The 19,525-nt window shown below is 62.5% G+C and carries 17 protein-coding genes; 8 read left to right on the plus strand and 9 right to left on the minus strand.

The annotated features are described in order from the left end of the window. Positions 1-62 precede the first annotated feature (62 nt). Positions 63-713 (minus strand): TIGR04211 family SH3 domain-containing protein, encoded by a 651-nt coding sequence (locus tag CRP40_RS15105; RefSeq protein ID WP_027914840.1) that lies wholly within the window; start codon positions 711-713, stop codon positions 63-65. 466 nt (positions 714-1,179) lie between these two features. Next, positions 1,180-2,925: a BCCT family transporter gene (locus CRP40_RS15110; RefSeq protein WP_027914841.1), complete on the minus strand. Its 1,746-nt coding sequence runs from the start codon at positions 2,923-2,925 to the stop codon at positions 1,180-1,182. Positions 2,926-3,236: 311 nt separating this feature from the next. Here CRP40_RS15110 and CRP40_RS15115 point away from each other — a divergent pair, with 311 nt between their 5' ends. Beyond that, positions 3,237-3,554 (plus strand): hypothetical protein, encoded by a 318-nt coding sequence (locus tag CRP40_RS15115; RefSeq protein ID WP_027914842.1) that lies wholly within the window; start codon positions 3,237-3,239, stop codon positions 3,552-3,554. 69 nt (positions 3,555-3,623) lie between these two features. After that, positions 3,624-4,400 carry a transporter substrate-binding domain-containing protein gene (locus CRP40_RS15120; RefSeq protein WP_027914843.1) on the plus strand — a complete coding sequence of 259 codons (777 nt, stop codon included), beginning with the start codon at positions 3,624-3,626 and terminating at the stop codon, positions 4,398-4,400. Positions 4,401-4,431: 31 nt separating this feature from the next. On the opposite strand, the gene CRP40_RS15125 is transcribed toward CRP40_RS15120, so the two are convergent. From CRP40_RS15125 to CRP40_RS15135, 3 genes are read right to left on the minus strand one after another with little or no spacing between them, the layout of a single operon-like run. Continuing rightward, positions 4,432-5,778: a cytochrome c gene (locus CRP40_RS15125; RefSeq protein ID WP_027914844.1), complete on the minus strand. Its 1,347-nt coding sequence runs from the start codon at positions 5,776-5,778 to the stop codon at positions 4,432-4,434. Between the two features lie 17 nt (positions 5,779-5,795). Then, positions 5,796-8,036: a molybdopterin cofactor-binding domain-containing protein gene (locus tag CRP40_RS15130; RefSeq protein WP_027914845.1), complete on the minus strand. Its 2,241-nt coding sequence runs from the start codon at positions 8,034-8,036 to the stop codon at positions 5,796-5,798. Further along, a complete protein-coding gene (locus CRP40_RS15135) occupies positions 8,036-8,491 on the minus strand; it encodes a (2Fe-2S)-binding protein (protein ID WP_027914846.1) in 456 nt (151 codons plus the stop codon). Before CRP40_RS15135 ends, CRP40_RS15130 begins: the two co-directional genes overlap by 1 nt. 263 nt (positions 8,492-8,754) lie before the next feature. Here CRP40_RS15135 and CRP40_RS15140 point away from each other — a divergent pair, with 263 nt between their 5' ends. The 4 genes from CRP40_RS15140 to CRP40_RS15155 all read left to right on the plus strand — a co-directional run bounded on the left by CRP40_RS15140 (position 8,755) and on the right by CRP40_RS15155 (position 13,572). Continuing rightward, positions 8,755-10,941, plus strand: coding sequence for an OsmC domain/YcaO domain-containing protein (locus CRP40_RS15140; RefSeq protein ID WP_027914847.1), 2,187 nt, complete (start codon positions 8,755-8,757; stop codon positions 10,939-10,941). 194 nt (positions 10,942-11,135) lie between these two features. Continuing rightward, a complete protein-coding gene (locus CRP40_RS15145; protein WP_027914848.1) occupies positions 11,136-11,564 on the plus strand; it encodes a DUF2231 domain-containing protein in 429 nt (142 codons plus the stop codon). Continuing rightward, entirely contained in the window at positions 11,561-12,850 is a 1,290-nt protein-coding gene (locus tag CRP40_RS15150) for a sorbosone dehydrogenase family protein (RefSeq protein ID WP_027914849.1), read from the plus strand. The genes CRP40_RS15145 and CRP40_RS15150 overlap by 4 nt, the downstream gene beginning before the upstream one ends. Before the next feature lie 188 nt (positions 12,851-13,038). Next, positions 13,039-13,572, plus strand: a complete 534-nt coding sequence (locus tag CRP40_RS15155; protein WP_027914850.1) for a DMT family transporter — start codon at positions 13,039-13,041, stop codon at positions 13,570-13,572. Here CRP40_RS15155 and CRP40_RS15160 read toward each other — a convergent pair. Then, a complete protein-coding gene (locus CRP40_RS15160; RefSeq protein WP_027914851.1) occupies positions 13,557-14,465 on the minus strand; it encodes a LysR family transcriptional regulator in 909 nt (302 codons plus the stop codon). The genes CRP40_RS15155 and CRP40_RS15160 overlap by 16 nt on opposite strands. Positions 14,466-14,600: 135 nt before the next feature. Here CRP40_RS15160 and CRP40_RS15165 point away from each other — a divergent pair, with 135 nt between their 5' ends. Continuing rightward, positions 14,601-15,815 (plus strand): YeeE/YedE family protein, encoded by a 1,215-nt coding sequence (locus CRP40_RS15165; protein WP_027914852.1) that lies wholly within the window; start codon positions 14,601-14,603, stop codon positions 15,813-15,815. A 110-nt stretch (positions 15,816-15,925) separates the two neighbouring features. Here CRP40_RS15165 and CRP40_RS15170 read toward each other — a convergent pair whose 3' ends face one another. Together CRP40_RS15170 and CRP40_RS15175 are read right to left on the minus strand one after the other, a co-directional pair. Further along, positions 15,926-16,255, minus strand: coding sequence for a hypothetical protein (locus CRP40_RS15170; RefSeq protein ID WP_027914853.1), 330 nt, complete (start codon positions 16,253-16,255; stop codon positions 15,926-15,928). A gap of 74 nt (positions 16,256-16,329) precedes the next feature. Beyond that, positions 16,330-16,980: a DUF998 domain-containing protein gene (locus CRP40_RS15175; protein ID WP_027914854.1), complete on the minus strand. Its 651-nt coding sequence runs from the start codon at positions 16,978-16,980 to the stop codon at positions 16,330-16,332. A 138-nt stretch (positions 16,981-17,118) separates the two neighbouring features. On the opposite strand from CRP40_RS15175, the gene CRP40_RS15180 reads away from it, so the two are divergent. After that, positions 17,119-17,868: a FadR/GntR family transcriptional regulator gene (locus tag CRP40_RS15180; RefSeq protein WP_027914855.1), complete on the plus strand. Its 750-nt coding sequence runs from the start codon at positions 17,119-17,121 to the stop codon at positions 17,866-17,868. A gap of 45 nt (positions 17,869-17,913) precedes the next feature. On the opposite strand, the gene CRP40_RS15185 is transcribed toward CRP40_RS15180, so the two are convergent. Continuing rightward, positions 17,914-19,506: an aldehyde dehydrogenase (NADP(+)) gene (locus CRP40_RS15185; protein WP_027914856.1), complete on the minus strand. Its 1,593-nt coding sequence runs from the start codon at positions 19,504-19,506 to the stop codon at positions 17,914-17,916. Positions 19,507-19,525: the final 19 nt, after the last annotated feature.

A 19,525-nucleotide genomic window follows, 5' to 3' on the forward strand; every position in this document is an offset into this window, starting at 1 on the left:
GCGGGGCCGCGATGGGCTGCGCCGCAGCCCCAGGCGTTCAGCCCGAATCGTCAATACAAGCCTTAGAACCAGCGATCGCTCTTTTTCCGCCCACGGGTCAAGGCCGGTAGAATGAGACCGACCAACAAGCCCGCCCCTGCGATGCTGCCGCCATACACCATGTAGCGCATCATCACCTGCTTGTTCTCGTCACCCAGGCGCGCCTGGGCATCGCGAAGGTTCGACTGGCTCTGGTCCAGTTGCTCGTTCAAGTCCTTGTTGCGCGCCTGGAGTTCGTCGACCAGTTGCTTGCGCGAATCCAGGGTTTCCTGCATGCCCTGCACCCGGTTCTTCCAGCTGTCATCGATGGTCTTCAATTGCCCTGTCAATTCGGCCACCTTGGCATCGAGCTCAGGCAAGCGCTCATTCTGGCCAGGCACTGACTGCAGATCACTGGAGAGGATCCACACCACATCACCGTTTTGTCCACGGACCTGGCTGTAGTTGCCCTGGGTACCGATCAGCGTCAGCGGCTGCCCGGACTTCAGCGTACCGACGATACGGTGGCCGTCTGTCGGACCACTGCGTACGTAGGTGCTGAGGCTGTCACTGACCCAGCGGGCATCGCTGGCTGGCGTCTCGGCGTGCGCGGGCGTGACGAGCGCCAGGGCGCTGGCAAGCAGACCGCCGCGCAGGGCAGGGAGGGCAAAGGCAGTTAGGCGGGAGTCGGGCATTTTGGGGTCTTCGCTGAAGCTGGACAAATGTAGGCCGATGAATGGGCCGCGAACCGGTCGGGTAGTGAACCGTCAGCCAAAGACCGTTTTTTTGTAAGCTGGTTCACCGTTGGCGTCGCGAAAAGTCTTCAACATGTTGCGCAAATGGATGAGGTGCGGAGCAGGGTCAACCAGGCATTCTTTCTGTACACCGGTTCGATTGGTAAACCTGACCGCGGCAATGGGGCCTGCCTGGGTCTAGCAGGCGTCGCCCCTGGAATGGAAAACTGATGCCGTTCGTTCCCTGGCTGCAGCCCAACCCTGGCCGGCATCGAACCAGGCGACTCTACCTTGCTGAAGGTCATTCATGAGCGCTGCGCTCATTCGGCTGGAAGGCGTTGACGATATTGCGTCGGTCGCTGGGGCTGCGAAACTGGCACTTTTACCAGTTTCGCGGGTAGGCATCAGAGCGCCCGATCTGGCGACCTCATGATTCGGTCAGCTCTTTGGTTGCAACAGCTTTCACCGAGGCTTTCTTTTCCTGAACGACGATGTAGAACTCTTCGCCATGCTTGACGGCGCCATACAACACAGCTTTTTCGATCAGCTCGGTACCGCGAAGGTGGCGCAGCATCATGGGGTCCTTGCGCAGGTCGCGATAAAGCGCCAGACACAGCAGCACCATGACCAGTACGAAGGGCAGGGCCACCACGATGGTCAGGTTTTGCAGCCCGGTCAGGGCTTTGTCCGGCGCGCTGGGATCACCGATGGCCAGCATGATGGCTGCGACCGTGCCGGTGAGCGCTCCCCAGAAAATCACCGTGCGTCGTGAAGGGGAGGTGGTGCCATGTTCGGACAGCGTCCCCATGACCAGTGATGCTGCGTCGGCACCGGAAACGAAGAAGATACCGACCAGGATCATCACCAGCACCGAAGTGGCGGAGGCCAAAGGGTAACTGGCGAGCAATTGGTACAGCGCATGGTTGCTGTTGACGGCACCGTTAGCCAGCACGAAGGCGCCTTCGCGCAAGGCGTCGATGGCCGCGCCGCCGAAGATGGTGAACCACGCCAGGCTGACCAGGCTTGGCACCAGCAGTACCCCGGTGACGAATTGGCGAATGGTGCGGCCACGGCTGATACGGGCGATGAACATGCCGACGAAAGGCGTCCAGGAGATCCACCATGCCCAGTAGAACACCGTCCAGCCGGCCAGCCAGGCGTTCATCGGTTCGCCGCCGCTGGCATTGGTGCGCGCCATCATTTCCGGCAGCATCTTGATGTAGATACCGATCGATGTCGGCAGCAGATTGAGCATCAGCAGGGTAGGCCCGACCAGAAACACGAACACGGCGAGCACAAGTGCAAGCACCATGTTGGTATTGGACAGCCACTGGATACCCTTGCCGATGCCCGACACGGCTGAGGTGACGAAGGCGATGGTCAGCACGGTGATCAGTGCGATGTAGAACAGCTTGCCGGGGTGCTCGATCCAGCCGTTGTATTCAAGGCCACCTGCAATTTGCAGCGCCCCAAGCCCCAGCGATGCGGCCGAGCCGAACAGCGTGGCAAAGATTGCCATCATGTCGATCAGCCGGCCGAGCGGGCCATTGGCGTGCTTGCCGATCAAGGGCCTGAAGGCTGCGGATATCAGTTGGGAGCGGCCGCGCCGAAAAGTGCCATAGGCGATGGCGAGCCCGACGATGGCATACATTGCCCAAGGGTGCAGCGTCCAGTGAAACAGGGTGGTGGCCATGGCCACCTGCATCGCTTCGCTCGACTGACCAGTGGTCGAGCCCGGCGGCGGGGAAACGTAGTGCGACAACGGCTCGGCCACGCCGAAGAACATCAGGCCGATGCCCATGCCGGCGCTGAACATCATCGCCACCCACGACACCGTTCGAAATTCGGGCAGTTCCCCGTCCCTGCCCAGCGGCACACGACCATAACGACTGGCAGCCAACCACAGTACGAACACGACGAACACAGTCGAGGTCAGCACGAAGAACCAGCCGAAGTTGAGAATGACCCACGACTGCGCACTGGACGCGCTGCTAGCCAAATTGACTTGGTTGAGGAAACCCCACAGCACGAACGCGATGGCCAGCAGGCTGGTGAAACCGAACACGACCCAGTCGAGCTTGCCCTCCAGGCGCCTGTCCTGTCGGGCTTCGTCCGTTTTGGAGGGATCGGTCACGCCAAGATCGGGTGTCTCTGCGAAGTGTTCCTTTGCCATGAAGTTGAAGCCCTGTGTGACGTGCCTGCTGAAACAGGCTTGTTGTTGTAGGGGGGAGCGCGTGGTGGCGTTCTCGGCAGGGTGGTTTGCCGGGCGATTATCCTGCGCACCAAATCCCGCTGCCTGTCCCGGTTGCGCCCTGGGGCTTCCATTGCGCGACCTGCTGGTCACTTTTAGTTCCTGGGCGGATGACCCTTTCTGTGTCGTGTTCTGTTAACCTGATCGACATCACCCGGGCCTGCTTGTCCGAGTAGCGTGGACACGCTGCTGCTCGTGGCCTGGGCCGCATCAGGAAACGGAGATTCGTCAACATGGCCACTGATCGTGTGAGCCTGATTCATTTCGATAAATTGAGCATGAGCCCCGCCGCTGCCGATCGCTTCCAGCAGGCACTCGACGCCCTGGAGACACTGAAACTGCAGGATCGCTATGTCTACCTCATCGCGCCTTATCTGGGTGATATCGCCGACGCCTCCGATGCGGACCAATTAGCCACTGCCGTCGAGCAAGGCCTGCGTGTGGTCGACGAACTGCTGAGCGGCAAGTCGGTTACCAAGGCCAAAGCCGACGAGGTGCGCGAGGTGTTCCAGCGGGCCGGTGAGCGCGCGCGGGTAGAGCTGACCGCCTGAAGCAGGTTTTACTTCCAGTGCCCAGCGCAGGGAACGAGGAATCACAGCGTCGTCTGCCGGAGTTCTTGCATGATCAAGGGTTTGGTTGGCCTGTTGTGCCTCGGGCTGTTGCCATCGTTGGCAATGGCTGCCGAGCCGTGTAAACGCCTGACCGCTACCGGAAATCCGGAATACCCACCTTACCTTTGGCATGACCCCCTCGACCCGCAACACCTGGTTGGGGCCAATGCCGATCTGGTCACCCACCTGGCCAACAGCCTTGGCCTGGAAATCGACGTCCTCTATGTAGGCCCTTGGTCCAGAGCCCAGGAAGAGGTTCGCACCGGCAGGATCGACTTGATGGCCGGCTACTTCATCACCGACGCTCGCCGGCAGCAGATGGACTACATTCTGCCCGCATTTCTCTACACGCCGAGCGTGATCTGGGCTCGTCAGGGGCATGGCTTCGTCTACGGGCAATGGTCGGATCTGCAGGGCCTCAAGGGCGGAACGCTGGTCAATAACAGTCACGGTCAACAGTTCGATGCCTATGCCAGGCAGCACCTGATGCTCGAAGCGGTGCCCAGCGCCAGGCAGGCTTTCGAAAAGCTGATGCACGGGCGCAGTGACTATGTGATCTATGAGCAGTACCCGGGCATGGCCCTGGCGCGCACCTTGGGCATCGACCAGCAGGTGCTGATCCTGCAGCCGCCTGTCTCCAGCGAAGGCCTGTACCTGGCCCTGTCAAAGGCTTCGCCGTGCAACCAGCCGGCGCTGCGCGAAGCCTTGGGCCGGGCGATGCAGCAGCTCAACGCGCAGGATGTACCGCAGCAGTTGCTCAGACTCAACCTGCAACGCAGCCGCTAAGGCCTTCCCATGCTCGACGGCGTGGCATGCCTCAGCGCATTTGCAGGATGATCGGGCTGGGGCTGGCAGGGTCGGTATCGTTGCGCAGCTTGGCCACGGCCGCCGCTTTCACGGCGTTGCCGTGGTTACCCCAGGCACTTCGGGTATAGCTCAACACCTCTGCTATTTCCTGATCGCTCAATTGTGCACGCATGGCGGGCATGCGGTAGGCATCGGGCCTGCCATCGGCCACGGCCCGCTGCGACCCGTTCAGGGTGATGTTGATGGCCGAGGCAGCCTCCTTGGCGAGCAAGGAAGTGGCACCAGCCAGGGGCGGCATCCACTCGCCCTGGCCCTTGCCATCCATGCCGTGGCAGGTGGCGCAGCGTGCCATGTAAGTGCGTACGCCTGGGCGCTCCAGCTGCGCGAGTGTGGGCTCGGGCTGATACTGCCAGGGTTTGCCATCACGGGATGGGTCGCCGGGCAGCGCCTTGAGGTAATGGGCGATGGCCTGTAGATCGCCATCGGTCATGAACTGCGTAGAGTTGTTGAATGCCTCGGTCATCGAGCCGAAGACCACGGCATGTCGATTGCGACCGGTCTTGAGAAACTGCACCACCTCAGTCTCGTTCCAGCGCCCGAGGCCGGTGTTGGGATCATTGCGCAAACTTGGCGCGTACCAGCCATCGAGCAAGGCGCCTGCGAGGTACGCCGTGCCCGAGTCATCAAAGGCTTTTTCATTGAAGGCCAGGCCGCGGGGGGTATGGCAACTGCCGCAGTGCCCCGGTCCCTGCACGATGTAGGCGCCGCGATTCCACAGTGTGTTCTTGTCGTTCTTCGCCAAGTACGGGCTGGCAGGGGCGAAGGCTCCGTTCCACAGGGCAATGGGCCAGCGCAGGTTCAATGGCCAGGGTATGTCGACAGGCTTGTTCGGCTGCCGTGCTGGCTGAACACTGCGCATGAAGAATGCGTACAGCGCTCGTACGTCATCGTCGCTGAGTTTGGCATAGGAGGGGTAGGGCATGGCGGGGTAAAGGCGGCGGCCACCAGGCGCCACACCGTGGCGCACGGCCCGGTCGAAATCGGCCAGCGAGTAGGCGCCGATGCCTGTTTCTTTGTCAGGGGTGATGTTGGTGGCGTGGATCGTGCCAAGCGGCGTTGCCATTTCGAGCCCACCTGTCATGGGCGGGTTATCAGGCACGCTGTGGCAGGCGACGCAATCGCCCAGCCGTGCGACGTATTCCCCGCGTCGGATCAATGCCGGGTCGTCGGTGGCGCGTGCCTGCTCATCAGCGAACGGCGAGGCAGGTTCTCGGGTGACGTACCAACCGGTCAAGCCAGCGACGACCGCGCAGGGCAGCAACAGCCAGCCGAGGGTTCTAGCAGTACGAGGGTTCATGGCGGCGTCCTTGTCGGTCAGCTGAAGGTATGACGGCTCATGGGCAGGCTGCGAACCCGCTGTCCGGTCAGCTGGGCCACGGCATTGGCCACTGCCGGTGCTACCGCGGGCAAAGGTGGCTCGCCGATACCGCCCATCTTCGCGCCGCTTTCAACGATGCGTACATGCACCCGGGCCATGCGCGCAGGCGGCAGGATTGGGTACAGGTCATAGTTGCGCGCACGCGGCATGCCATCGACGTATACCGCTTCCTCGACCAGCGTCTGCGACAACCCCAAGGCAACCGCGCCATTGACCTGGTGCTCGATGATGGCCGGGTTGACGATGCTACCCGGATCGATCGCCTGCCAGATGTCGTGGACCTTCACGTGGCCATTTTCGATGGAGACCTCGGCGATCACGGCCGCTTCGGACCCGAAAGGGGACGCCATCGCCAAGCCCCGGGCCCGCCGCGTGCCATCCTCGGCAGTGAAAGGCCCGCGTTTCCAGCCACCTGAAAGCTCGACGACCGCTTGCAGTAACTGGGTCAGGCGCGGGTTGTCTCGCAGCAGGTGTTGACGCAGGGCCAGAGGGTCCTGGCCCCCTTTGTCCGCCAGCTCATCCAGGAAGGACTCATAGAAGAAATCGTTGAGCGAGTTACCCACCGACCGCCAATAGCCGAGCATGGCCGGGCCCTTGACGTACACCTGTGCAATGCGCTTGTTGGCAATGGCATAGGCTTTGCCCGATAGCCCCTCCAATGCCGTGGGGTCTACCTTTTCACCTTGTTTGCCGGCCAGGGCTTCAGTGGGGCCCTCCGTGGCGCTGACCGCTTCCAGGACCACCGGCAAGCCTTCGGCATCGAGCCCGGCCCGGAACTTGACCGCGGCGACTGGGCGTAGCACATCGCGCAAGAACTCTTCCTCGCGGCTCCAGATCAGCTTGACGGGTTGGCCTACCGCCTTGGCCAGCGCGATGGCCTGCGGGTAGGGGTTGGCCGACTCATACAGGAAATGCCGACCGAAGAAGCCCCCCAGCAGTGGCGAATGCAGCGTGATCTGGTCGGGTGGCAGTCCGGTGCGCTTGGCAATGTCATCGCGGAACATGTCGGGCGCCTGGTTGGGCAGCCAGACCTCCAGTGTGCCGTCGGGATTGAAGCGGGCAAGGGCAGAAGGGGGTTCCAACTGGGCATGGTTCAGGTACTGGTTGTGGTAGCTGGCTTCTACAGTGGTCACGGCGTTGTCCAGCGCGCTTGCCACATCTCCGGCCGTTTCCTCATCACGGGCCGGACCTGTAGCATCGGCCAGGTGCTGGAGCCAGCCGTCGCTGGAGAAATCAGCCGGCATGGCCCGTACGGTGGAGTCTGCGGCCGGCTCCAGCCACTCCACTTGCAGCGCCTCGACAGCACGCTTGGCGTGCCACCACCGCGGCGCAACCACGGCAACAGCCCCGGGCAGGCGATGTACCGAATGCACGCCCTTCATGGCAGACACCTGTGCCTCATTGCGCACTTGGCCCACCGTCATGCCCAGGCGAGGGGCATGCTGCACGGCTGCGTGAAGCATGCCTGGCACGCTGATATCGATGCAGTACAAGGCCTTGCCGGTGGACTTGTCGTACGCATCCAACCGCCGAACCGGTTTGCCGATCCAGCGAAACTGGGCAGGATCTCGTAGCTTGACGGTGGCAGGGTCGGGGACCGGCAAGTCCATGGCGCGCTTGGCGAGCTCGCCATAACCGAGTGTGCGCCCTGACGTGGTATGTACTACGGTACCCGGCGTCGTGGTGAGCTCGCTCATCTCGACCCCGAGTTGCTGCGCGGCGGCCTGCAGCAACATCGCCCGCGCCAGTGCGCCCAGACGGCGCATGGTGGGGTAGCTCATGCGTACGGACATGCTGCCGCCGGTGATGCGCATGCCGTTTTCCATCACGACATAGGCTTGGCCGGGTGGGGCGCTGTCCACGACGAAATGAGCGGGATCCACATCCAGCTCCTCGCCAACGATCTGCGCCATGGCGGTAAACGGTCCTTGGCCGCCTTCCATGAACGGACTGAGCAGACGAACCGTGCCATTCGGTCGGATTTCCAGGAACGCCGGTACCTGGGTGCCTCGCTGCGCATCGGCAGCGGCTTGCACACGCGCAACGCCCGTCGGCAGGCCGAAGCCCAGGACCAATGCGCCTGCGGCCGTGCCCACGAGGAAACGGCGGCGCGAAAGATTGACGGTTTCGCCAGCTTGCAACCTATGCAGTTCGGCAACGGGATCAGGAGCGCTCATCAGGCTTTGACTCCCTGCGCCAAGTCATGCATGGCTGCATGGATAGCGTTGTAAGTGCCGCAACGGCACAGGTTGATCATGGCCGCATCGATCTGCTCGGCGCTGGGTGCAGGGGTATGCTTGAGCAGTGCGGTCGCCGCCATCACCTGACCGGACTGGCAATACCCGCATTGCGCGACCTGGTGTTCCACCCAGGCCGCTACCACCCGCTTGCCCACAGGGTCCGCTTCGATCGCCTCGATGGTCGATACCTGTCTGCCAACCACGCCGGACACCGGGGTAACGCAGGCGCGCACCACAACGCCGTCGACCAGCACCGAGCAGGCCCCGCATTGGGCCAGGCCGCAGCCATACTTGGTGCCGGTCATGCCCAGATCGTCGCGGATCACCCACAGCAAGGGCGTGTCGGCATCTGCATCGACCTGGTGGGTCGTGCCGTTGATGTGTAATTCCATGGTTCACCTGCCAGTGATCGGTCTGCGCTGTTCTTGTCGTAATGGTTGGGGGTGCGTTGCCCCGTGCAGAAACGCTAGCACACCGCTGAACCGTTGCCTGCGGCAGGCTGTGCAGATGCAGAGGATCAGGCAAGGATTTCCCCGGAATGCGCAAGCGTGCGCCTGTAGCTGCCGCGTACGACCTTCGGGGAGGATTTCCGCGGTGAAAAACCGGATAATGCCGACCATTGTGTTTTGCACGCTTAAAGTCACGGTAAACCCGCATGGAAATCAAGGTCAATTTTCTCGACAATCTCCGTCTCGAAGCCAAGTTCGACGACTTCACGGTGATCGCCGATCAACCGATCCGCTACAAGGGCGATGGTTCGGCCCCTGGGCCGTTCGACTATTTCCTGGCGTCTTCGGCGCTGTGCGCGGCTTACTTCGTCAAGCTCTACTGCCAGACACGCGGTATTGCGACCGAAAACATTCGCCTGTCGCAGAACAACATCGTCGACCCTGAGAACCGCTACAACCAGGTGTTCAAGATCCAGGTCGAATTGCCCGAAGACATCACTGACAAGGACCGCCAGGGCATCTTGCGTTCAATCGAGCGCTGCACGGTCAAGAAGGTGGTGCAGACCGGTCCGCAATTCGTGATCGAGGTCGTCGACAACCTCGACGCCGATGCCCAGGGTCTGCTGATGCCGGTGGCCGAAACCAGCACGCGCATCCCGGGCAAGGACCTGCCACTGGAACAGACGATTGCCAACATGTCCGGCATCCTGGCCGACCTTGGCATGAAGATCGAAATTGCCTCCTGGCGCAATATCGTGCCTAACGTCTGGTCGCTGCACGTGCGCGATGCGCAGTCGCCCATGTGCTTCACCAATGGCAAAGGCGCTACCAAGGAAGCTGCCCTGGCGTCAGCATTGGGCGAATTCATCGAGCGGCTGAACTGCAATTTCTTCTACAACGACCAGTTCTGGGGAGAGGAGCTGGCCAATGCGGCGTTCGTGCACTACCCGGACGAGCAGTGGTTCAAGCCCGGCCCCCGTGATGCCCTGCCCAGCGAAATCCTCGACGCGCATTGCCTGGCCATCTACAACCCCGATGGCGAACTGCGCGGCTCGCACCTGTACGACACCAACTCGGGCAACACGGCCCGGGGCATCTGCTCACTGCCGTTCGTGCGCCAGTCGGACCAGCAAGTGGTGTACTTCCCATCGAACCTGATCGAGAACCTGTTCCTGAGCAACGGCATGAGCGCGGGCAATACGCTGGCCGAAGCGCAGGTGCAGTGCCTGTCCGAAATCTTCGAGCGAGCGGTCAAGCGTGAAATCCTGGAAGGCGAGCTGTGCCTGCCAGATGTGCCGGACGAGGTGCTGGCGCGCTATCCGTCCATCGTCGCGGGTATCCAGGGGCTGGAAGAACAGGGCTTCCCGGTGCTGGTCAAGGATGCCTCGCTGGGCGGTGAATTCCCGGTGATGTGCGTGACCCTGATGAACCCGCGCACCGGTGGTGTGTTCGCCTCGTTCGGTGCGCACCCAAGCCTTGAGGTGGCTTTGGAACGCAGCCTGACGGAACTGCTGCAGGGCCGCAGCTTCGAAGGTTTGAACGACCTGCCGCAGCCCACGTTCGAAAGCCACGCCCTGACCGAGCCGAACAATTTCGTCGAGCACTTCATCGACTCCAGCGGCGTTGTGTCGTGGCGCTTCTTCAGCGCTAAGCCTGATTTCGAGTTCGTCGATTGGGATTTCACTGCCCAGGGCGAAGGTGCCAATGCGCAGGAGGCAGCCACCTTGTTCGGCATCCTCGAAGACCTTGGCAAAGAAGTCTACATGGCCGTGTACGACAACCTCGGGGCGATCGCCTGCCGAATTCTGGTGCCAGGCTATTCGGAAATCTACCCGGTCGAGGACCTGATCTGGGACAACACCAACCGGGCGCTGTCCTTCCGCGCCGACATCCTCAACCTGCACCGCCTGGACAACCGCTCGCTCAAGCTGCTGCTCAAGCGCCTGGACAACTGCGATGTCGACGACTACACCACCATCACCACGCTGATTGGCGTCGAATTCGACGACAACACGGTCTGGGGGCAACTGACTATCCTCGAGCTCAAACTGCTCATTTGCCTGGCCGTGCAGCGCTTCGAGGAGGCCAAGGAACTGGTCGAGGCGTTTTTGCAGTTCAACGACAATACCGTGGAGCGGGGGTTGTTCTACCAGGCGCTTAACGTGGCATTGGAAGTGCAGTTGGACGATGAGCTGGACATGGCCGACTACGAAGTCAATTTCCGCCGCATGTTCGGCAACCCACGGATGGATGCGGTACTGGGCTCGATCGAAGGTAGCGTGCGCTTCTACGGCCTGACCCCGACCAGCATGAAGCTCGAAGGGCTGGATCGCCATTTGCGCCTGATCGACAGCTACAAGAAGCTGCACGCCGCTCGGGCGCGGCTGGCTTGACGTCCTGCAGGCATGCGGGCCTGGATAGGCCGCGCATGCCACACAGGGAGGCGGTTCGGGATTTCTTGCAGGATATTTCAGTGGTGCGTGGCTGAACTATCGGCTCGCCAGGGTGCTCATTTGCTAGGCGCACCCTGCGTATCCCCGTGGGCCGTCTCTCGCCGGCCCTGGTCACTGAACGAAAAGGAGGCACCGTGACCGTATCCGACCCTACCCTGTACCGCTGCAGACCTGGCCCACTGCATGCGTTGTTGTTGGCGGGCACCGTGCCGCTGTTCCTGGGGGCAATGATCAGTGACATTGCCTACTACAACAGCTACCAGATTCAATGGAGCAACTTTGCCGCCTGGCTGATCGCAGGGGGCCTGGTGTTCTGCGGGCTGGCCCTGCTGTTCGCCCTGGCCAACTTGATCAGCGCTCGGCGCAAGGCCGGGCGGCCGACCCTTTATTTCTTGTTGCTGCTGGTGACGTGGGTGCTTGGGTTGGTCAACGCCTTCGAGCACGCCAAGGACGCCTGGGCTGTGATGCCGTCCGGGCTGGTACTGTCGGTAATCGTGACGGTGCTCGCGGTGGTAACGGCGTGGCTTGGCTTGAGCAACCTGCGTTCGGGAGGTGAAGCATGAGAGCGCTGCACGCTGTGAGCTTGTTGTCCCTTTCGCTGTTGCTGGCCGCTTGCGGCGGTGAGGGTGACCCTACCCAGGCCCGTGGGCCCGACCCGAAACTGCCCGAGCCCCAGCGCGGTCTGCTGCCCAGCATGAAGATCGCCGAGCCGGTGGCTTGGGGTCAGCAAAAGCCGACCGTACCCGACGGTTTCAGCGTCACCGCCATCGCCACCGATTTGAAAATCCCGCGTCAGAGCCTGGTGTTGCCCAACGGCGACATCCTGGTGGCAGAGGGGCGCGGCGGCAGCGCTGCCAAACTCAAGCCCAAGGATGTGATCGCCAGCCAGATCAAGGCCAAGGGCAATACCCAGGTGAAGGGCGGCAACCGCTTAACCCTGTTGCGCGATGCCGACGGTGACGGCAAGTATGAGCTGCAGACCGTCTTTGCCGAAAACCTGAATGCGCCCTATGGCCTGGCATTTGCCGATGGCAAGTTGTACGTGGCCAATCAGGATGCGCTGGTGCGCTTCGACTACCGCGACGGCCAGACCAAGGCCGACGGCCCACCGGTCAAACTCACCGACCTGCCAGCCGAGATCAACCATCACTGGACCAAGGCACTGACCATCAGCCCGGACGGCCGCTTCCTCTATGTGGGCATCGGTTCGAACAGCAACATCACCGAGCGGGGGCTTGAGGTCGAGATCGACCGTGCGATGGTGTGGGAAGTCGATGCCCAGACTGGCGCGCATCGCCCCTACGCCACTGGGCTGCGCAACCCCACTGCACTGGCCGTCCAGCCGGGTACCGGGCAGCTCTGGACAGTGGTCAACGAGCGCGATGAACTCGGCCCGGACCTGGTTCCCGATTACCTGACTTCAGTGCGTGAAGGCGGCTTCTACGGCTGGCCTTACAGTTACTGGGGGCAGAATGTCGATGACCGGGTGCGCCCGCAGAACCCTGACAAGGTGGCTGCCGCGATCAAGCCCGACTACAGCCTGGGGTCGCATGTCGCAGCGCTCGGTGTCGACTTCTCCACGGCCGCCATGGGGCAAGGCTTTGCTGAAGGGGTATTCGTGGGTGAGCACGGAAGCTGGAACAGGCCGAACCCGGTCGGCTACAAGGTCATCTTCGTGCCATTCAGCAACGGCAAGCCGGCGGGAGAACCCATCGATTTCGCCACCGGTTTCAGAGGCGAAGATGGCAAGACGCGTGGGCGGCCGGTGGGTGTGACCGTCGACCCGCGTGGGGCACTGATCATTGCGGACGATCTGGCCAACACCATCTGGCGGGTGACGCGCAACTGATGAATCGGCTACGGGGGCAGGACACATTGCCCCTGTAGCCGACACTCAATGTGAGAGTCACGCGGTGCCTGGGCGAAGACGCGCCAGGTTGCTATTCGCCATACGAATAGTTTCCATCTCAGTTTTCGATTTCCATGCGAGGCATCAATAGCCTCATGCTGAACTCCGTCCTGGTAGCGAGAACGGTCATGTTCAGTAAATCCCTTATATTTGTGCTGTTACCCATTGTTTTAGCGTTGATTGCTGGCGCTGTCCTGCCGTTTCAAGCAGCTGGCAATGCCGCTGCGGGGAAGGCACTCGGTCACTGGCTGTGGGGCGCTTTTGCGTCACTTGCCGTCAGCGCGGTGGTCGTTATCACAGCGCTGCTGGTGATGCGGATCCCTGCGCCGGACATCGGCAAAGCCTTGCAAGGGCCTTGGTGGCTCTGGATCGGCGGTGTGTTGGGCGCCCTTTATGTGGCAGGGGCGGCGGCGCTGACGCCCAGGCTTGGGGCGGCAGGCTTTCTGGTGCTGGTGGTGGCAGGGCAGATCGTTACGGCGGTTGTTGCTGATCATTTTGCCATCATGAACCTGCCTGGCAGGCCCCTGGGACTGGCGCGAGTACTTGGGCTAGTTATGATTCTGGCGGGCGTGTGGCTGGTGCAGAGTCAATGGGCGACCAGTACATCCAGCAAAAGCGAGCCCGCAGTACAGTCTTCAAGCCACGATCAGACCTCCGGCTGACAGCACGTCAGCACCGTCTCGCGCAGCCAGCGATGCCCTGCGTCACCGTCTTTGCGGCTGTGCCAGGCTTGCCGGTAATCGATGCAGTCCAGAGGCACCGGCGGGATGAACTCGCGAACCCCTGCATGGGCAGGCAGCGGGGCAACGGCCCGTCGCGCCACGGTAAGAATCAGGTCGGTATCTTTCAACACTTGCACGGCTGCGCTCCAATGGGGCAGTGCAAGGGCAATGTGACGGCGATGACCTTGGGAGGCCAGGGCACGGTCAATCTCATCGAAGGCGTCGGGGCGCGTAGCCACCAGCACATGGGGGCGCGCCAACCACTGGCTCAGGCTCAGTTCGCCCGTGGCCGGCAGCGTCTGCTGGTCAGCCACGCTTACGAAGCGATCGTCAAACAATGACTGGGCGATGATGCCTTGAGGCAGCTCCGGAAAGACCCCCAGTGCCAGATCCAGTTCGCCGTCGAGCAATTGGGCCACCATCGCCTCGCGACTGGCCTGGCTGACCGCCAGGTCGATGCCCGGGGCAGCGCGCCGCACATGGCGTAGCAGAGGTGGGAGGATGATCCGTGCGGCGTAGTCCGACAGCGAGAGCCGAAAGCATCGCCGGGCCTGCGTGGCATCGAATTGCGGCGTGCTCAGCAGCCCTTCCAGATCCGCCAATGCGTGTTCCAGCGGCTGTGCCAAGGCCTGAGCCCGCGGGGTGAGCATCATCTTGCCACCCTGACGTACCAGCAAAGGATCATCGAAATGCTCGCGCAGCTGTGCCAGCGCATGGCTGACCGCCGGCTGGCTGCGGTGCAGGCGAATGGCAGCGCGTGTCACATGCCGCTCGGTGAGCAGGGCGTGCAGGGCCAGAAGCAGGTTCAGGTCGATTCTGCGCAATTGATCCATGGTCCGGGCGTCTGATCCGTAAGGGGGCAGGGCCAAGCCTAACAAATGCGCGCCTGTGCCGCTGGCGGCACAACACGACCTTGCCGGCGGTTGCCGTTATACTGCGCACCTGTTCGATTTTTTCCGAGTATTTCGATGGGTCTTTCCGCTACCGCTTCACCTGAACCGCGCCGCCTGGGCGCACCCCTAGTCGCCTTGGGCCTACTGATGGCTGGCGCCTGGTTCCTGGATGTCAACGCAGGCTTCAAGCAGGTGCTGCTTCTGCTGCTGGGGGCTGCGCTGGGCCTGACGTTGTATCACGCCGCCTTCGGTTTCACTTCCGCGTGGCGCGTGTTCATCAATGAGCGGCGTGGCGCCGGCTTGCGCGCACAGATGGTCATGCTGGCACTGGCCGTACTGCTGTTCTTCCCGGCGCTTGCGGCCGGCAACCTGTTCGGCAACCCCGTGACAGGGCTTGTGGCACCGGCCGGGGTGTCCGTCGTGTTCGGGGCTTTCATCTTCGGCATCGGCATGCAGCTGGGGGGCGGCTGCGCGTCGGGCACCTTGTTCACCGTTGGTGGCGGCAATGCCCGAATGCTGGTGACCCTGCTGTTCTTCATCATCGGTTCCGTGACCGCCACGCACCACGCCGACTGGTGGTTTGCTTTGCCATCATTGCCTGCGACCTCGATCGTGCAGGCATGGGGCCTCGTGCCCGCCCTGCTGGTGAGCCTGGGCGTGTTCGGCCTGATCGCCTGGGTCACGGTGCACCTGGAAAAGCGCCGCCACGGTGGGCTTGAACAGCCTGAGCAGCATGGCCGGGCAGGTCTGCAACGCTTTGTACGGGGCCCCTGGCCGTTGGTCTGGGGTGCCGTCGCGTTGGCCGTGCTCAACTATGCCACCCTGGCGCTGGCTGGGCGGCCCTGGGGCATCACCTCGGCCTTCGCCTTGTGGGGCGCAAAGGTGCTGGACAGCCTTGGCGTTCAGGTAAGCAGCTGGGTGTTCTGGCAGGCGCCGGCCAATGCCAAGGCCTTGGCCTCGCCAGTCTGGCAGGATGTAACCACCGTCATGGACCTGGGCATCGTGCTGGGGGCGCTGCTGGCCGCAGGTCTTGCCGGGCGCTTTGCGCCGAGCCTGAAGATCCCGCTGCCGTCACTGATCGCTGCTGTCATTGGCGGCCTGTTACTGGGCTACGGTTCTCGCCTGGCCTACGGCTGCAATATTGGCGCTTATTTCAGCGGTATCGCATCGGGGAGCCTGCACGGCTGGCTATGGCTGATCGCCGCCTACATGGGCAACGTGGTCGGGGTACGGCTACGCCCTGCGTTCTTTGCAGGGGAGCGCCGCGCGACGACCTTGACCGGCTGTTAAGGCAAGGGGCTGGCCGGGTGGTTAACGACTCGGCCAATCAACGTTAGGTTGGGGGCTGCTGGACTGATAGTTAACATCAAATATAGTTCGTAACTATCTGATTTAACTAGCTATCTACGTGCCACAGCATGCTGTACACATTGTTCATGGTAGGTTTTGCCGATGGCAGCCGGTGAGAGCCGCGAGCGGCTGTTATAGGTTTGCTCGGTGATGCCGAAGGCTGTCATGCGCATCCACGGCTTGGCAAACTTGCGGGCCTGCAGCTTCTTGCGCGCGGTATAGAGCGTCACGCCAGACAACTTGGCTTGTTGGGCCTGGGCTGCAATCTGGGCACCCCACGTGCAGGCTTGGCGATCGTTCTGAGTCAACGATCGCGCGCTGGCGCTGAGACCTACCGTCGCCAGCAGGCAGCCCGTTGTAATTGCTAGAATGACTCGCATGTTCCTGTCCTAAGCGCTTGAAGGAGAAAGAAGTTTGCCTCCTCCCTCCGTAGCCAGGGGCCAGCAGTTTGCCTTCAGGCCAGCGCAGCCTTGGCGCCTGTGCTGGCCTGTTCACGCAGGCTGTACCCGGCGATAGCCGCTACCCAAACCACCCCCACGCCATAATTAAGCCGCTGGTAAAGCCCGAACAGTTCCCCGCTCTGCATGGCTTGGCCCATGAACCCGACGGTGATGATTGCGCCAAGGGTACATACCAGCGAGGTGACCGCCAGGGCGCGCGAGTCCGCGACGCGAGCGCCGAGCCAGACCCACAGGCCACTGGCGAGGGTCAAGGACAAGAACATCAACAGCCCTGACAGGTTGTGCAACTGCTGCGACGTGGAAGGCTGGTCAGGCGCGCAGCCCTGGTCGCAGGCGAACCAACCCGTGCCCAAGCTGCCAACGGCGTGCAGTAGCAACAGTACCGCACTGACCATGGCCAGCCGGGAGCCGCGCCAGCGCCGCGCAATGCCCCAGGCGAACAAGGCGAACAAGAGCGCTAGTGGGAAATTGTTCACCAGCGGGGAGAGGCCATGGGTTGGGGCGCCGACGGCGCCAAGCTGGCTCATTGCCAATTGCAGATGATCGTAGCCGGGGTAGGCCATGGCGGTCAGCGAAACGCCCAGAGCCAGCCAAAATGGAATGAGCAAGCCACAGCTCAGGAGTGATCGGTCCAGCAGTTTCATGCAGACATCCTTCCATGGAAAGCCCGGACCTTAACAAACGGTGTCGTGATAGCACCAGCACCAATAACGTGGCAGCCGTATGTGATCGTACAACTGCCTGCTATCATGACAGCTGTCTTTCAAGGTGAAGCACAGGGCATGTCAGATCTACAACCACCGGCTCGGGCCAGGCGCAAGCCGCGCAGCCTGGCCCAGGAACTGGTCACGGTGCTGACCGAACGCATTCGCAGTGGTCAACTCAAGCGCGGTGACAAGCTGCCGACCGAATCGCAGATCATGGCCGAGGAAGGGGTCAGCCGCACGGTCGTGCGAGAGGCGATCTCGCGCTTGCAAGCCGCCGGGCAGGTGGAAACCCGTCATGGTATCGGTACCTTCGTGCTGGACGCTCCACCGGTTGGGGGGCTGCGCATCGACCCGGCCACGGTGGTGACGCTGCGCGAAGTACTCGCGGTACTGGAGCTGCGCATCGCCCTTGAGATCGAGTCGGCCAGCCTTGCCGCACAGCGACGCAGCGATGAAGAGCTGGCTGGGATGCGCGCGGCCCTCGATGAGCTCAATGAAGGGGCAGCTCATGCTACCGATGCAGTGTCCGCGGACTTTCAATTCCACCTGCGCATCGCCCAGGCCAGCGGTAATCACTATTTCGCCGACATCATCAACCACCTGGGCACCAGCATCATCCCTCGAACCCGCCTCAATTCTGCCCGCTTGGCCCACGACGACCAGCCCCATTACATGAGCAGGCTGATGCATGAGCACGAAGCGATCTATGAGGCCATTGCACGTCAGGACAGCGAAGGGGCGAAAATGGCCATGCGCATGCACCTGAGCAACAGCCGGGAACGGCTGCGCCAGGCGCATGAGCGGGCACAGGTGAGCGGGGCGTGACACCATCGCCCCAGCCTCCTGGTGTCCCTCATCACGGCTAATGACTCAAGATTGTCCTTCGATCGCTTTATCACTCCACTGGCCATTCACCAGCCGGCGCAACCCCAGCGGGTTGCTGTCGCGCAGCGGCTCTGGCAGCAGCGCCTGCGGGTAGTTCTGATAGCACACCGGCCGTAGGAATCGGTCGATGGCCAACGTGCCGACAGACGTGCCCCGAGCGTCCGAAGTGGCGGGGTACGGGCCGCCGTGGACCATGGCATCGCATACCTCCACCCCGGTGGGGTAGCCGTTCACCAGGATGCGGCCGACCTTTTCCTCCAGCAGCGGTACCAACCAGGCGAACGCAGCAAAGTCTTCAGGCTCGCCGATCAGCGTCGCGGTCAGTTGGCCTCTCAGGCCCTGCAGGGCGCTGCGCAGTTGTACCTCGTCGCGCGCTTGCACCGCTACCGTCGTCGGGCCGAAGACTTCTTCCTGCAAAAGCGGGTCAGACTCCACCAGCAGGCGGGCCTCGGCCTCGAACAGCTGTGCACGTGCCTGCGGGCCTGTCTGCGGCTGGCCGGCCAGGTGCACGATACCGTCATGGGCGTGAAGATGATCCAGCCCACTGGCGTAGCTTCGCAGGCCACCTGCATTGAGCATGGTCTGGCCAGCCTGTTGATCAAGATGGCTGCCCAGGTTCTTGAGCAGTTGGGTGTAAGCGGGCGATTGCAGCCCTATCACCAACCCCGGGTTGGTGCAGAACTGTCCAGCCCCCAGGCATACGGAGCCTGCCAGTTCACGCGCAATCGCTTCGCCGCGCTTGGCCAGCGCCCCAGGCAGGACGATCACCGGGTTGATGCTCGACATTTCGGCAAACACCGGGATCGGCTGGGGGCGCTCGGCGGCCATGCGGCACAGGGCATCGCCACCTTTGAGCGAGCCGGTGAAGCCCACCGCCTGGATGGCCGGATGCTTGACCAATGGCTCACCCACGCCTGCCCCGAACACCATGTTGAACACGCCTTTGGGCATGCCGGTACGGGCGGCCGCACGTTCGATGGCACAACCGACCAGGTCGGCGGTAGCCATGTGGCCGCTGTGCGCTTTGAATACCACCGGGCAACCGGCAGCCAGTGCAGCGGCGGTGTCACCACCGGCGGTAGAGAAGGCCAGGGGGAAGTTGCTCGCGCCGAACACCGCTACAGGTCCAACGCCGATGCGCATCTGCCGCAGGTCCACGCGCGGCAGCGGCTGACGGTCTGGCTGCGCCAGGTCGATACGCGCACCCAGATAGTCGCCTCGGCGCAGCACCTGTGCAAACAGGCGCATCTGACCGCTGGTCCTGCCGCGCTCACCCTGGATCCTGGCTGCTGGTAATGCGGTTTCACGGCAGACGATCGCCACGAAGTCATCGTCGAGCGCATCGAGCTCTGCGGCAATGGCCTCCAGAAATTCGGCGCGTCGTGCCGGTGCCAACTGACGAAACGCTGCGAAAGCGGCCTGTGCGGCTTCGGCCGCCTCGTCCACTTCGCCCTCGGTGGCTTGTACGAAGCCATAGGGCAGGGGCTCACCGGTAGTGGCATCCAAGCTTTGCAGGCGCTGGGTGCCGGCGGCGCTGCGCTGGCCGGCGATGAAGTTGTGGCCAAGAATCTCTGGCATCTGGAACTCCTCAGAAAAA

The organism is Pseudomonas sp. URMO17WK12:I9, from assembly GCF_900230165.1.
GTDB lineage: Bacteria > Pseudomonadota > Gammaproteobacteria > Pseudomonadales > Pseudomonadaceae > Aquipseudomonas > Aquipseudomonas fulva.

What these genes read in the sequence shown, in the direction of transcription:
- CRP40_RS15105 (WP_027914840.1), bottom strand. Translation starts at nt 713, where the DNA reads ATGCCCGACTCCCGCCTAACTGCCTTTGCCCTCCCTGCCCTGCGCGGC.
- CRP40_RS15110 (WP_027914841.1), bottom strand. Translation starts at nt 2,925, where the DNA reads ATGGCAAAGGAACACTTCGCAGAGACACCCGATCTTGGCGTGACCGAT.
- CRP40_RS15115 (WP_027914842.1), top strand. Translation starts at nt 3,237, where the DNA reads ATGGCCACTGATCGTGTGAGCCTGATTCATTTCGATAAATTGAGCATG.
- CRP40_RS15120 (WP_027914843.1), top strand. Translation starts at nt 3,624, where the DNA reads ATGATCAAGGGTTTGGTTGGCCTGTTGTGCCTCGGGCTGTTGCCATCG.
- CRP40_RS15125 (WP_027914844.1), bottom strand. Translation starts at nt 5,778, where the DNA reads ATGAACCCTCGTACTGCTAGAACCCTCGGCTGGCTGTTGCTGCCCTGC.
- CRP40_RS15130 (WP_027914845.1), bottom strand. Translation starts at nt 8,036, where the DNA reads ATGAGCGCTCCTGATCCCGTTGCCGAACTGCATAGGTTGCAAGCTGGC.
- CRP40_RS15135 (WP_027914846.1), bottom strand. Translation starts at nt 8,491, where the DNA reads ATGGAATTACACATCAACGGCACGACCCACCAGGTCGATGCAGATGCC.
- CRP40_RS15140 (WP_027914847.1), top strand. Translation starts at nt 8,755, where the DNA reads ATGGAAATCAAGGTCAATTTTCTCGACAATCTCCGTCTCGAAGCCAAG.
- CRP40_RS15150 (WP_027914849.1), top strand. Translation starts at nt 11,561, where the DNA reads ATGAGAGCGCTGCACGCTGTGAGCTTGTTGTCCCTTTCGCTGTTGCTG.
- CRP40_RS15155 (WP_027914850.1), top strand. Translation starts at nt 13,039, where the DNA reads ATGTTCAGTAAATCCCTTATATTTGTGCTGTTACCCATTGTTTTAGCG.
- CRP40_RS15160 (WP_027914851.1), bottom strand. Translation starts at nt 14,465, where the DNA reads ATGGATCAATTGCGCAGAATCGACCTGAACCTGCTTCTGGCCCTGCAC.
- CRP40_RS15165 (WP_027914852.1), top strand. Translation starts at nt 14,601, where the DNA reads ATGGGTCTTTCCGCTACCGCTTCACCTGAACCGCGCCGCCTGGGCGCA.
- CRP40_RS15170 (WP_027914853.1), bottom strand. Translation starts at nt 16,255, where the DNA reads ATGCGAGTCATTCTAGCAATTACAACGGGCTGCCTGCTGGCGACGGTA.
- CRP40_RS15175 (WP_027914854.1), bottom strand. Translation starts at nt 16,980, where the DNA reads ATGAAACTGCTGGACCGATCACTCCTGAGCTGTGGCTTGCTCATTCCA.
- CRP40_RS15180 (WP_027914855.1), top strand. Translation starts at nt 17,119, where the DNA reads ATGTCAGATCTACAACCACCGGCTCGGGCCAGGCGCAAGCCGCGCAGC.
- CRP40_RS15185 (WP_027914856.1), bottom strand. Translation starts at nt 19,506, where the DNA reads ATGCCAGAGATTCTTGGCCACAACTTCATCGCCGGCCAGCGCAGCGCC.